At 42.3% G+C, this 13,241-nt stretch carries 11 protein-coding genes; 8 read left to right on the top strand and 3 right to left on the bottom strand.

Translation table 11 applies throughout. The features are described from left to right. The first annotated feature begins 115 nt into the window (after positions 1-115). Positions 116-769 (top strand): 3,4-dihydroxy-2-butanone-4-phosphate synthase, encoded by a 654-nt coding sequence (ribB, locus tag M1E86_RS15710; protein ID WP_125890339.1) that lies wholly within the window; start codon positions 116-118, stop codon positions 767-769. Positions 770-1,007: 238 nt separating this feature from the next. Next, positions 1,008-1,811, top strand: a complete 804-nt coding sequence (gene ygiD, locus M1E86_RS15705) for a 4,5-DOPA dioxygenase extradiol (protein ID WP_185746825.1) — start codon at positions 1,008-1,010, stop codon at positions 1,809-1,811. 82 nt (positions 1,812-1,893) lie between these two features. Here the strand turns inward: ygiD and M1E86_RS15700 are convergent, their stop codons facing one another. From M1E86_RS15700 to tolC, 3 genes are all read right to left on the bottom strand, one after another. Next, entirely contained in the window at positions 1,894-3,057 is a 1,164-nt protein-coding gene (locus M1E86_RS15700; RefSeq protein ID WP_213913059.1) for a glutathionylspermidine synthase family protein, read from the bottom strand. A gap of 6 nt (positions 3,058-3,063) precedes the next feature. Next, on the bottom strand, positions 3,064-3,765 hold the full coding sequence (locus M1E86_RS15695; protein ID WP_125890337.1) for a DUF1190 family protein: 702 nt from the start codon (positions 3,763-3,765) through the stop codon (positions 3,064-3,066). A gap of 399 nt (positions 3,766-4,164) precedes the next feature. After that, a complete protein-coding gene (tolC, locus tag M1E86_RS15690; protein WP_125890336.1) occupies positions 4,165-5,553 on the bottom strand; it encodes an outer membrane channel protein TolC in 1,389 nt (462 codons plus the stop codon). A gap of 305 nt (positions 5,554-5,858) precedes the next feature. Here tolC and nudF point away from each other — a divergent pair, with 305 nt between their 5' ends. From nudF to M1E86_RS15660, 6 genes are all read left to right on the top strand, one after another. Then, a complete protein-coding gene (gene nudF / locus M1E86_RS15685; protein ID WP_213913058.1) occupies positions 5,859-6,497 on the top strand; it encodes an ADP-ribose diphosphatase in 639 nt (212 codons plus the stop codon). A gap of 144 nt (positions 6,498-6,641) precedes the next feature. Next, a complete protein-coding gene (gene cpdA, locus M1E86_RS15680) occupies positions 6,642-7,481 on the top strand; it encodes a 3',5'-cyclic-AMP phosphodiesterase (RefSeq protein WP_213913057.1) in 840 nt (279 codons plus the stop codon). A 7-nt stretch (positions 7,482-7,488) separates the two neighbouring features. Then, the gene (gene yqiA / locus M1E86_RS15675) at positions 7,489-8,070 is read left to right on the top strand and encodes an esterase YqiA (protein WP_213913056.1); all 582 of its coding nucleotides are present in this window, start codon (positions 7,489-7,491) and stop codon (positions 8,068-8,070) included. An 87-nt stretch (positions 8,071-8,157) separates the two neighbouring features. Next, on the top strand, positions 8,158-10,053 hold the full coding sequence (parE, locus tag M1E86_RS15670; RefSeq protein ID WP_213913055.1) for a DNA topoisomerase IV subunit B: 1,896 nt from the start codon (positions 8,158-8,160) through the stop codon (positions 10,051-10,053). A 33-nt stretch (positions 10,054-10,086) separates the two neighbouring features. Further along, positions 10,087-12,342 carry a DNA topoisomerase IV subunit A gene (gene parC / locus M1E86_RS15665; RefSeq protein ID WP_319862147.1) on the top strand — a complete coding sequence of 752 codons (2,256 nt, stop codon included), beginning with the start codon at positions 10,087-10,089 and terminating at the stop codon, positions 12,340-12,342. Positions 12,343-12,449: 107 nt separating this feature from the next. Next, on the top strand, positions 12,450-13,184 hold the full coding sequence (locus tag M1E86_RS15660; RefSeq protein WP_125890330.1) for a 1-acylglycerol-3-phosphate O-acyltransferase: 735 nt from the start codon (positions 12,450-12,452) through the stop codon (positions 13,182-13,184). Positions 13,185-13,241 lie beyond the last annotated feature (57 nt).

The raw sequence follows: 13,241 nt of genomic DNA, 5'->3' as shown, positions 1-13,241 counted from the left end.
ATACCTGAATAGGTAAATGCCTCTTATTGGCTATTTATATATTCCCCATTTCTCGTATTCCTAAGACTGCCTTGATTCTGGTAACTAGTTAATAACTATTTAAGAGGTTTTTACCATGGATCATTCGCTACTTTCTGTATTCGGTAACCCTATCGAACGTGTTGAAAATGCTATCGAGGCTTTACGCCAAGGTAAAGGTGTTCTTGTTCTTGATGATGAAGATCGTGAGAACGAAGGCGATTTAATTTTTGCAGCAGAAACCATGACCGCTGAACAAATGGCATTTACCATTCGCTATAGCAGTGGGATCGTCTGTCTTTGTATCACTGAAGAGCGTCGTAAGTTGCTCGAATTACCGATGATGGTGGAAAATAACACCAGCCAAAACCAAACAGGTTTCACGGTAACTATCGAGGCCGCAAAAGGGGTTACAACGGGCGTTTCTGCCGCAGATCGTATTACCACTATTCGTGCTGCAATCGCAGACAACGCCGTTCCAGCCGACCTAAATCATCCAGGCCACGTTTTCCCATTACGTGGGCGTGATGGCGGGGTATTAGCGCGTCGTGGCCACACTGAAGCGTCTATCGACCTTGCAACTCTAGCGGGTTTTAAACCTGCCGGTGTGCTGTGTGAGTTAACCAATGATGATGGTTCTATGGCTCGCACCCCTGAAGTGGCTGCGTTTGGTAAGCAACATGGTTTGACTGTGGTGACGATTGAAGACTTAGTTCAGTATCGTCTGTTGCAGGAAAAGAAAGCGAGCTGATCCTCTTAGAGGAAGAGCTCTAGATAGAGGTTTTGATAAGTTTAAATATTAATAAGCTAAGTTATTTAAATTATTAATAGTACGTTAAGCATATAGAATATCTTGAAGGCCACTGAGTTGCACACCTCGTGGCCTTTTCAATTTTTTTGATGATCATACTCATAATTAGCTCACTGTGTTTTTTGCTGAAAAGCGTATGCTGTGGGGAGAAACTAATTGAGTTGGAGTTTAAATCATCATGTCGGTAAATACTTCAGTGGTAAAAAATAAGCTTCCTGCCATTTTTATTGGCCATGGTAGCCCTATGAATGCGATTGAGGATAATCCTTACACTCAAGCATGGGAGAAACTGGGTAAAATCTTACCTCGGCCAACTGCGATTTTGGTGATTTCAGCCCACTGGTATACGCGTGGCACTGCTGTGACTTCGATGTTAAAACCCAAAACTATTCATGATTTTGGCGGTTTCCCCGAAGCTTTGTATCAAATCGAATATCCAGCTCCTGGTTCTCCTGAATTAGCTCAGCAAGTTGCTTCATTATTAGCTCCTGAGCCCATTTACCTTGATGAACAAGAGTGGGGGTTAGACCATGGTACATGGGAGATCTTAGTGCGTATGTATCCAGAAGCCGATATCCCTGTGATCCAGCTGAGTATCGATGGTAGTAAACCTGCTACTTGGCTCTACGATCTCGGGAAAAAGTTATCGGTTCTACGAGAGGAAGGTGTACTAATTATGGGTAGCGGCAACGTGGTACACAATCTGCGGGCGATGAATTGGCAAAATGCTCATGCCGAGCCGTATCCATGGGCAATATCTTTTGAGAAGTTTGTGTATGACAATCTGCAAAGTCATGAAATTCCCCATCCGCTGACTAAAGGATTGGAACGGGAGGATGGGAAATTATCGAATCCATCACCAGAACATTACTTGCCTATTTTGCCTATTTTAGGGACGTGGGATGGGCGAGAAGAGATCAGCACACCGATTGAAGGAATTGTGTCGGCGTCGTTAAGTATGTTGTCTATTCAGGTAGGATAAACTTTTCGGCAATAGAATGAATTGATAAAAAAGCCCAAATCATATTGCTATGTTTGGGCTGAGCTTTTAATTTTAAATACGATTAATCGATGATCGTATGTGGATAAAAGCGTGATAAGTCTTGAGTGATCAGTTCTTTATCTTCACGAATACAGATCCCTGCAGGTTGATCATTCACCAACCAGCTTCCGACTAAGGTGTAGCTACCTTCAAATTGTGGAAGTGGATGGAATTGTTGAATAATCATACCTTCTTCGCCGTATGGGCCGTCTGCGGCTGCAATTTCCTTGCCATTTTCGATAATACGGATATTGGCACCTTCACGAGAAAATAGTGGCTTAATAACGTATTTTTCGAGTTCTGGCTGGGTTTTGCCATCAGCGAAATAAGCAGGCAGTAAATTTGGGTGATCAGGGAACATTTCCCATAACATCGGCAATAAGGCCTTGTTAGAAATGATGCTCTTCCATGCAGGCTCTAACCAGCGCACGCCAGCGTCTTGCAATTTGGTCGAGAAAATTTCTCTTAGCATAAATTCCCATGGATACAATTTGAACAGGTTACTAATCACCTGATCCTGAGTATCCGAAAACTCGCCTTTTTCACCTAAACCAATTTCATCGATATATAAGAATTCAGTGGCAACCCCCGCTTCATTGGCACAATCTTGTAAATATTGAACGGTACCGCGATCTTCTTCTGTGTCACGGCAACAAGACATATGCAGCAAGCGGAAGCCATACTGATCTTTTAATTGCGTAAAACGCTCGATCAATTGTTCTTGAATACTATTAAACTGATCGGCATTTTCAGGTAATTTTCCTGCTTCAATTTGATCTTCTAACCAGATCCATTGGAAAAATGCAGACTCGTATAATGAGGTTGGAGTATCCGCGTTATTTTCTAAAAGCTTAGGAGGGTTAATACCATCGTAAGCAAGGTCAAGCCTAGAATATAGCGAAGGTTGCTCGCTTTTCCATGAGCTGCGAACAAATTCCCAACAATGTTTAGGGATCTGAAAACGCACCATTAACTCATCGCTTTCAACAACACGTTCAACCACTTTTAGGCACATTTGATGCAACTGCTCGGTTGCATCTTCGATTTCTTCAATTTGTGCCATCGTGAATTGGTAATACGCGTCTTCTGACCAATAAGGCTCACCATACATAGTGTGAAATTCAAAGCCAAACTCAGAAGCTTTTTCGCGCCAGTTTGGGCGCTCTACTATAGGAACTCGTTTCATTACTTATCAACCACCCATCGAACGGGAAGAAGTTGATTTTGCAGAAGAAGATGAACGTTGTGCCATCGCTTGTTTATTGACGGTGTCACCAAAACCGCCACGAGTCACGGTTGAAGTTGTTGGTGGCTTAGGTGCCATGGCGGTTTTTGGTACGCTCATTGAACGACCACCTGCAACAGCAGGACCATAGCTTTTACCTGAAGCGTCAACAAATTTACCGTTGGCTGGGCTCGCTGGGTTTTTCGAGCTGAATAATGGTTGTGATGCAGCGCTACCGCCCATCATACGGCCCATCATATAACCCATCATTAATGGCATCCACATACTACCGCCACTGCTTTGTGCTTGGGCGGTTTGTTCACCATTTGTTGAGCTAGTGCCTGCAAGGCCCGCTTGAGCAGGGGCTTGAGTACACATAGATTCACCAAACTCAGCAATACAGTCAGCCTGAGTTTCATATTTAGGTGCAGTTTTAGCGGCTTCTTGTAGTGCATTATTGTAAGCGACGGTGCACTGTTCGGCTTGTGATGGGTTCGCTTGGCTACAATCTTGCGCGTTAGTGTACAGTGATACAGTTTCATCGCTTTCTTCACAAGCGGAAAGCATAAATACGGCACTGACCGCGACAGCCACAGGCGCTAAACGGTATGAACGCCAAGACTTACGGAAGGCGCTCTGATTAATATCTTTGGTACGCTTCATGGTCATGGTAATTACCCTGAATTTAATTAAGTAAGATGTTTTTAGATGTTAGCTCTAGGATAGGGGATAACCGCTGAAAATTAAAGCAGAAATATAGGAGAAATGGGCTGAATTTATCATTTTGATAACTTTCTGCTATTTTTTTCTAATTAGCATGGTATTTATTGAAGAGGAAAATAATATTTTTATTTGATATCAATAAATTAACTACAGGTTATTTTTTGTTCTAAAACGTAGTGAACAGAGTGAGAATTCACTGAATTTGTGCCATAGGATAATGAAAAGGGGTTGTAAGCGGGCCAATTAGTACAAATTCGCAATTCTAACCGATTTACTTGGCTTCCTTCAAAAAATAACCCGCTATATAAGCGGGTCATTATATCATTTTCAAATAAACTAAGAATTTTAGTTCATTTTTGGCGCATTGGTACTACGAATAATACTAGTTGCAGAGGTTGAAATCTCTTTACCTAAGTTCGCATTCAAACGTGCAATATCGTCTTCGTTCAATGTACCACGAGCAAATTCGATATTCAGTTGATTTATCATGTAATCGTAACGAGCATTAGACAGATTTTGTTTCGCTTGGTATAGCGCGGTTGTTGCTGTCAATACGTCAACAATTGTACGAGTTCCTACCTGGTAGCCAGCTTCCATTGCATCCAATGAGCTTTGTGCGGAAACAACGACTTGTTTGTAAGCATTAATACTACTGATTGACGATGATACGTTATTAAATGATGAACGAACTAACTGAACCACATTGCGATAAACGCTTTCTAGTTGTTCGCTCGCACCTTGGAAACCATATTGTGCTTGTTCAACCTGAGAACTGACTGCACCACCAGTATACAGTGGAATGCTTAAATTTAAGCCAATGCTATTTTGTCCATTATAGCTGTTGGTCGCCCCACCACCATATGGCGTGTTATAACCGCTGCCATGCTGATAGGTATTTGCAACGCTAGTAGATGCATCTAAGTTAACCGTTGGCATGTGACCTGTTTCAGCTAAACGGATGTTTTCTCGAGAAACATCTTGTGCTAAACGTGCGCTCAACAGGCTGAGGTTACGCTCTTCGGCTTCTTTTAGGATAGCGTTGATATCGCCCAGCTCATTGGTTTTAAAGCGGTCGATATTTAAAGAAGCGAGTTGGTTGTAGTACACGCCACTGACTTGACGCAGTTTTTCAATCGCATTTTCTAACTCGTTACGGCCTGCAACTTCTTGTGCAATAACGCTATCATAGTTTGCACGGGCGTTTTGCACGTCAGTAATGGCAACAAGGCCCACGTTAAAGCGTTGTGTAACTTGGTCTAATTGGCGATAAACCGCTTCTTTATTTGCTTCAATATAAGATAACGCGTCAATCGCTTTTAAGACGTTAAAATACGCAGTTGCAGTATTTAAAATTAATTGCTGTTGGCTTGTTTGATAGGTGACATCGGAAATACCCGCTGTTTTTTCTTGGATAGTCAATTGGCGCCATTTAGACATATCAAACACAACTTGAGTTAGCTTTAATGAAGCATTTAAACCTGTGCTTTCAGTGTTTCTTGCATCGCGGTAACCACTGCCGTAGCTAGCGCCCGCACCTAAACCTAATTGTGGCAATAATGGGCTGCGAGATTCATTAATTTTTTCAAAAGCTTGATTACGTTCAGCTAATGATTTCCTTAATTCAGGATTACTTTCTTTGGATTTTTGGTAAACCTGTAGTAAATCTTCTGCAAAGCTATTGGTACTGAGACCCACAAAACTCATCGAAATTAAAAGGGGAAGCAGTTTCTTCATTTTGATTCCTTGATTAAACAGCAAATTAAGTTGAGTCTGTTGTCTAAAACGTACCATGCCTAACTAGGCGATAGATGTTAAATTATCCGTTTTAGAGACAGTTATTAAAAACAGACACTATGTTGCTCTTTGATTTGAATAATGGCGCTTATTGTAACAGAGTATCACTTCTATTAACGGTAGCCTTTTGTGCCATTTTGTCTCAATTTATTAAACATTACCTCATCTAAGGTTAAAAAACCTCAAAAACTGTTTTAATCCACAATTATTTCCTTAAGATGGAATAATTGAGTTTGGAGAATGAAATGACAAAACAAATAGAGCAGCCAATTAAATACGGCAAAAATGATGTTGAAATTATATCCAAGCGTAAATTATTTAACGGTTTTTTTCAAATGGTTGAATATCAATTTCGTCATCGCCTCTTCGCGGGCGGATGGAGTAAAGAAATTCGCCGTGAAGTTTTTGAGCGGGGCCATGCAGGTGTGGTTTTACCCTATGACCCAAAAACAGATAGCGTTGTTTTAATTGAACAAATTAGGTTACCTGCTATCGAAACGAGTGAAACACCTTGGTTGCTCGAAGCCGTTGCGGGAATGATAGAGCAGAACGAATCACCCGAAGAAGTTATTCGCCGCGAAGCGGTTGAAGAAGCTGGGTTGGTTATTGGTCGAACTGAAAAAGCGCTAAGTTATCTTTCTAGCCCTGGCGGGACAACTGAACGCATGCATGTATTTATCGGTGAAGTCGATAGCAGCAAAGCGAAAGGTGTGCATGGGCTCGCGTCAGAAAATGAAGATATTCGTGTACATGTGGTCAGCCGAGTACAAGCATATCAATGGGTTGAAGATGGCACTATTGATAATGCCGCGACAGTTATTGCGATTCAATGGTTACAACTCCACTATCAAAAGCTACATGAAAAGTGGATGAAATCGTTTTAAATACCGATTAATCTGGTGAAGTGTGTGCTGATTAGCAGAAAGTTAGAAAGTAAAGTTTTAAGATAGTTGTAAGTGTGTTTAGCTTTTATATAGTTGTAATAAATAGATTAGGTACTAAATAATATTTAAGGAAAAGGAATACTTTTGGACAGCCAGCTTGAAGTGACTGCAAAGAACTCTAAAATTGTGAGAATTTTACAGGTTACTGATACGCATCTTTTCGCTAATACAGAAAATACGCTTTTAGGGGTAAATACTTACAAAAGCTATCAGGCGGTACTTGATGCTATCACTGAGGAAAATCTCCCAATTGACTTAATTGTTGCGACAGGAGATTTAGTTCAAGACCAATCACCACAAGCTTATCAGCATTTTGCGGATGGCATTGCGCGTATCCCTGCTCCTTGTGTATGGCTTCCTGGTAATCATGACTACCCGCCTGCAATGGTAGAAACACTCCGAGTCGCGGGGATTTCAAGTGCTAAACAAATTTTGATTGGTGATGAATGGCAAATCTTGATGCTGGATAGCCAGCTTCAAGATGTACCTCATGGCGAGCTTTCTGAGCAACAGTTAGAGTGGATGAAAGCCAGCTTAGATGCTGAACCTGAGCGTACTACATTGATTATGCTGCATCACCATCCTCTAGCTTCGGGTTGTACTTGGCTTGATCAGCACAGTTTGAGAAATTCACATATTTTAGCTGACTACTTAAAAAACTATTCAAATGTTAAAGCGATGCTATGTGGCCATATTCATCAAGAAATGGATGAAAATTGGCACGGTATTCGGTTGTTAGCAACGCCTTCTACCTGTGTACAGTTTAAGCCTCACTGTACTAATTTTGCGCTAGACACCGTCGCGCCAGGTTGGCGATATTTAGAATTAAGTATTAATGAACAAAGCCAAAGGCATATTACAACCCGCGTTCACCGTTTAGACACAAGGGAGTTTAGCCCTGACCTTGACTCTGACGGTTATTAATTCGCTTATGTCAACTCTACTTTATATTCATGGTTTTAATAGTTCACCTCAATCCGCTAAAGCTAATAGCTTAAAGCAATGGATTGGTATGAATTATCCACATATTAATATGCTTGTACCGCAGTTGCCAAATTACCCTCAGCAAGCCCAAGCTATGTTGGATGATATTATCCAACAGCATCAGCATGAAAAAATGGGGTTAGTCGGCTCTTCGCTAGGCGGTTATTTTTCAATTTGGTTTTCAGAGCGTTATCAGCTTCCTGCTGTCGTCGTAAACCCCGCAGTGCGTCCTTTTGATTTACTGCAAGACTACTTAGGCGACAATACAAACCCATATACTCATGAACAATATGTGTTGGAAGAAAAGCATATCCATGAGCTAAAATCTTTATACATTGAAAGACTAACTTCGCCTCATCTTATTTGGTTGTTACAACAAATGGGTGATGAAGTACTTGATTATCGAGAGGCTGTTGCCTATCTTTCAAAGTGCAAACAAACTGTGGAACCTGACGGTAATCATGCCTTTATTGGTTTTGAATCTTACTTTTCTCAAATTGTTGATTTCCTACAATTGGCAGAGAAATAGTGTCAAAACGTATGAACACTGTTATTATCAACAGTAACTCACTGATTGAATAGTTCAATTAATCACCTATTACCGCAGAATGACAACATGACTCAATCTAGTTATAACGCAGAGGCCATTGAAGTCCTCAGTGGTTTAGAGCCTGTTCGCCGTCGCCCGGGGATGTATACCGACACCAGTCGACCGAACCATTTGGCTCAAGAAGTAATTGATAATAGCGTCGATGAAGCGCTTGCGGGGCACGCGAGCCACATCGAGGTTATTTTACATGCCGATCAATCCCTTGAAGTAATTGATGATGGGCGGGGTATGCCTGTCGATATTCACCCAGAAATGAAAGTGTCAGCGGTTGAGCTGATCTTGGGGCAATTACATGCAGGGGGAAAATTCTCCAATAAAAACTACCAATTCTCAGGTGGTTTACACGGTGTCGGGATTTCTGTTGTCAATGCGTTATCAAAACGTATTGAAGTTACTGTTCGTCGTGATAGCCAAGTGTATCAAATTGCCTTTGAGAACGGCGATAAGGTGGAAGATTTACATGTAATAGGGACTTGTGGCAAACGTAACACAGGGACCAGCGTGCATTTTTGGCCGGATGGCAGCTATTTTGATAGCCCAAGATTTTCAGTAACGCGTTTAACTCATAACTTAAAAGCCAAAGCTGTTTTATGCCCTGGCGTGAAAATCACGTTTAAGGATAAGCTCAACAATACAGAACAAAGTTGGTGCTACAGCGATGGGTTGACCGATTACCTCATGGAGTCAATTGACGGCCTTGAAGCGTTACCACCAAAACCGTTTACAGGTGAATTTTCTGGGGAAACGGAAGCCGCTCAATGGGCACTGCTTTGGTTGCCTGAAGGTGGTGAATTACTCACGGAAAGCTACGTTAACCTTATCCCTACAGCACAAGGTGGAACCCATGTTAATGGGCTACGCCAAGGGTTGCTTGATGCGATGCGTGAGTTTTGCGAGTTCCGTAATATATTGCCTCGCGGTGTTAAGCTCTCAGCAGATGATATTTGGGAGCGCTGTACCTATGTACTCTCCGTTAAAATGCAAGATCCACAATTTGCTGGGCAAACCAAAGAGCGCCTGTCTTCTCGTCAATGTGCCGCCTTTGTTTCGGGGGTGGTGAAAGATGCCTTCAGTTTATGGCTTAATCAGAACGTGCAAGTGGCTGAACAGCTTGCAGAAATGGCCATTTCTAGCGCACAACGTAGAATGCGTGCGGCGAAAAAAGTGGTGCGTAAAAAACTCACCAGTGGCCCTGCATTGCCGGGTAAATTGGCCGACTGTAGCTCGCAAGATCTAAGTATGACGGAGCTGTTTCTTGTTGAAGGGGACTCCGCTGGGGGGTCTGCAAAACAAGCGCGTGACCGTGAATATCAAGCTATCATGCCGTTGCGCGGTAAAATCCTCAATACGTGGGAAGTGTCTTCCGATGAGGTTTTAGCCTCCCAAGAGGTGCATGACATCTCTGTGGCTATTGGAATAGACCCTGATAGTGAAGACCTTAGCCAATTGCGCTATGGGAAAATTTGTATCCTTGCGGATGCGGACTCCGATGGCTTACACATTGCGACACTATTATGTGCGTTATTTGTCCGTCATTTCCCAACACTCGTTAAAGCTGGGCATGTCTATATGGCAATGCCACCGCTATACCGCATTGATTTAGGTAAAGAAACGTTTTACGCCCTTGATGAAAGCGAAAAAAATGCTGTGCTTGACCGCCTTAGCCGCAAGCGAGGTAAACCCAATGTTCAGCGCTTTAAAGGGCTGGGTGAAATGAACCCACTGCAATTACGTGAAACCACATTAGATCCAAATACTCGTCGTCTTGTACAGCTAATTATCGATGATGAAAACTACCAACAAACTCTTGCTGTGATGGACATGCTTCTGGCGAAAAAACGTTCGGAAGACCGCCGTAATTGGCTGCAAGAGAAAGGCGATATGGCTGAAATTGATGTCTAATATCCGAATTGCGATGAGAAAGGAACGAATTGAATGAGTGAAATTACTCATGATGGTGTAGAGCGTTTACCGCTACACGCCTTCACTGAAAATGCCTATCTGAACTATTCGATGTACGTCATCATGGATAGGGCATTACCATTTATTGGCGATGGGCTTAAACCTGTTCAGCGCCGTATTGTGTATGCAATGTCAGAACTTGGCTTAAGCAACACTGCGAAATACAAAAAGTCCGCCAGAACGGTGGGCGATGTTCTCGGTAAATATCACCCGCATGGTGATATCGCTTGTTATGAAGCGATGGTATTGATGGCACAGCCATTTTCTTACCGTTACCCGCTGGTGGATGGCCAAGGGAACTGGGGGGCACCCGATGACCCTAAATCGTTCGCAGCAATGCGTTATACCGAATCACGTTTATCAAAATATGCTGAAGTTTTACTCAGCGAACTTGGCCATGGCACTGTGGATTGGGTACCAAACTTTGATGGTACGCTAAATGAGCCAAAAATGTTGCCTGCGCGTTTGCCGAATATTCTGTTAAACGGAACCACGGGTATTGCGGTTGGGATGGCGACAGATATTCCACCACATAACGCCCGAGAAGTGGCTCAAGCTTTGGTTGCTTTACTGGATAAACCTACGCTAAATCTTGATGACATCATGGCATTTGTGCCGGGACCCGATTTCCCAACGGAAGCAGAAATTATTTCTTCCCGTGATGATATCCGTAAGATTTATCAAAATGGACGCGGTTCTGTACGTATGCGTGCGGTGTGGGAAAAAGAAGATGGTAATGCGGTGATCACGGCATTACCTCATCAAGTTTCAGGTGCAAAAGTACTGGAACAAATTGCCAGCCAAATGCGTGCGAAGAAACTACCGATGGTTGAAGATTTACGTGATGAATCCAACCATGAAAACCCAACACGTTTAGTGATAGTTCCACGTAGTAATCGCGTTGATCTTGAACAAGTGATGACACACTTATTTGCGACAACGGATTTAGAGCGTAGTTACCGCGTTAACCTTAATATGATTGGTTTAGATAACCGACCTGCGGTGAAAGGGCTCGTTGAGATCTTAAATGAGTGGATTGCCTACCGTCGCCAAACTGTGCGTAACCGCTTAAATCATCGGTTAGAAAAAGTATTAAGACGCTTACATATTTTAGATGGTTTATTAATCGCCTACCTGAATATTGATGAAGTCATTGAAATTATTCGTACAGAAGATGAACCAAAAGCGGTTCTCATGTCGCGTTTTAATATTAGTGACACTCAAGCTGAAGCTATTTTAGAGTTAAAATTACGTCATTTAGCCAAACTTGAGGAAATGAAAATTCGTGGCGAGCAAGATGAGTTAGCCAAAGAGCGCGATGACTTACAAGCGATCCTTGGGTCTGAAAGACGTTTAAATACGTTGATTAAAAAAGAGATTCAAGCCGACGCCAAAGATTACGGTGATGACCGTCGCTCCCCACTGCATGAACGCGAAGAAGCGAAAGCCATGAGCGAACATGAGATTTTACCGTCAGAACCAATTACCGTTGTGCTTTCTGATATGGGGTGGGTACGTAGTGCTAAAGGGCATGATATCGAGCCGACTAATCTGAACTATAAAGCAGGAGATGGCTTTAAAGGGGCTGCGCGAGGTAAGTCAAACCAAGCTGCCGTGTTCCTTGATACTACAGGGCGCAGTTACTCTGTTGACCCGCTAGAATTGCCATCTGCACGCAGTCAGGGAGAGCCTTTAACCGGTAAGCTAACCTTGCCACCTGGCGCAACCATTGAACATGTATTAATGGCGCCTGACGACCAAAAATATTTAATGGCTTCGGATGCAGGTTACGGTTTTATTTGTACCTTCAACGACTTAGTCACTAAAAATAAAACAGGTAAAGCCTTAATTTCTTTACCTGAAAATGCAAAAGTATTGGCACCTATTGAATTGCATAATGAGCAAGAAGATTTGCTGTTGGCAATTACCAAAGCAGGGCGTATGTTAATCTTCCCTGTGGCAGATCTACCTCAGCTTTCGAAAGGTAAAGGAAATAAAATTATCAATATTGCCGGCGCACAAGCGGCAACTGGCGATGATTTATTGACTTGGTTGATGATTTTACCTGTAGGGGCATCAATGACCTTGCATTTCGGTAAGCGGAAGCTGAAGTTTAAAGCGGAAGACTTACAAAAATATCGCTCAGAACGTGGCCGTAAAGGGACATCGTTACCGCGCGGAATGCACAATATTGAGCGTATTGATATTGAGCCAGTAGATAGTGAATAATTAGTAAAGAAAAGCCTTATAAACCTTTTGAGTTATAGACTTCAAAAGGTTTATAAGCAGGTTATATTCATCATGGGCTGAAAAGTCTCTTACAATTTGGGGTTAGTATGTTAGCGCTTATTAGAGCGATCATTGTTATTATTTATACGATTGCAGTATGTATAGGGGGCGGGATCTATTGCCTATTTAGCCCACGTAACCCAAAACACGTAATGACATTTGGTCACATGTTTGGGCGGCTGTCTGTCGTTTTTGGGATTAACATCATCAATCGCGTCCCTGAGAAAGCGAAGCGCTATGGCCCGAGTATTTATATTGGTAATCACCAAAACAATTATGACATGGTGACTATGTCGAATGGGGTGCAACCTAGAACGGTAACTGTGGGTAAAAAAAGCTTGGTTTATATACCCTTTTTTGGCTTTTTGTACTGGATCACGGGTAATATTTTAATTGACCGTGCTAATCGTTCTAAAGCTCATAACACAATCACGCAGGTTGCTGACCAGATTAAAAAACGTAAAATTTCGGTATGGATGTTCCCCGAAGGCACTCGCAGTCGTGGCCGTGGTTTACTGCCATTTAAAACGGGGGCATTTCATGCCGCGATTGCCGCAGGGGTACCGATTGTGCCTGTTTGCGTTTCGAGTACACAAGGTAAAATTAAGTTAAACCGTTGGAATAACGGTAGTGTCATTATTGAAATGTTAGACCCGATCGATACATCGCGTTATAGTCGAGAGCAAGTGAGGGAATTATCTGAACATTGCCATGCTTTAATGGAAGCAAAAATTAAAGAACTCGATCTCGAGGTTGAAGAAATGGCAAAGCAAGGGAAATAACCCTAACTAATTGAATTTATTTTAAAAATAGGCAATATATAAATATTGCCTATTTTT

The organism is Providencia sp. PROV200 (assembly GCF_049901995.1).
In the GTDB taxonomy this organism is placed as follows: Bacteria; Pseudomonadota; Gammaproteobacteria; order Enterobacterales; family Enterobacteriaceae; genus Providencia; species Providencia rettgeri_E.
Note: the sequence above shows the minus strand (reverse complement) of the source record. Positions and strands in the feature narration are given on the sequence as shown.

Coding starts and splice junctions, on each gene's coding strand:
- ygiD (WP_185746825.1), top strand. CDS start 1,008: ATGTCGGTAAATACTTCAGTGGTAAAAAATAAGCTTCCTGCCATTTTT.
- nudF (WP_213913058.1), top strand. CDS start 5,859: ATGACAAAACAAATAGAGCAGCCAATTAAATACGGCAAAAATGATGTT.
- tolC (WP_125890336.1), bottom strand. CDS start 5,553: ATGAAGAAACTGCTTCCCCTTTTAATTTCGATGAGTTTTGTGGGTCTC.
- M1E86_RS15695 (WP_125890337.1), bottom strand. CDS start 3,765: ATGACCATGAAGCGTACCAAAGATATTAATCAGAGCGCCTTCCGTAAG.
- parC (WP_319862147.1), top strand. CDS start 10,087: ATGAGTGAAATTACTCATGATGGTGTAGAGCGTTTACCGCTACACGCC.
- parE (WP_213913055.1), top strand. CDS start 8,158: ATGACTCAATCTAGTTATAACGCAGAGGCCATTGAAGTCCTCAGTGGT.
- yqiA (WP_213913056.1), top strand. CDS start 7,489: ATGTCAACTCTACTTTATATTCATGGTTTTAATAGTTCACCTCAATCC.
- M1E86_RS15700 (WP_213913059.1), bottom strand. CDS start 3,057: ATGAAACGAGTTCCTATAGTAGAGCGCCCAAACTGGCGCGAAAAAGCT.
- M1E86_RS15660 (WP_125890330.1), top strand. CDS start 12,450: ATGTTAGCGCTTATTAGAGCGATCATTGTTATTATTTATACGATTGCA.
- ribB (WP_125890339.1), top strand. CDS start 116: ATGGATCATTCGCTACTTTCTGTATTCGGTAACCCTATCGAACGTGTT.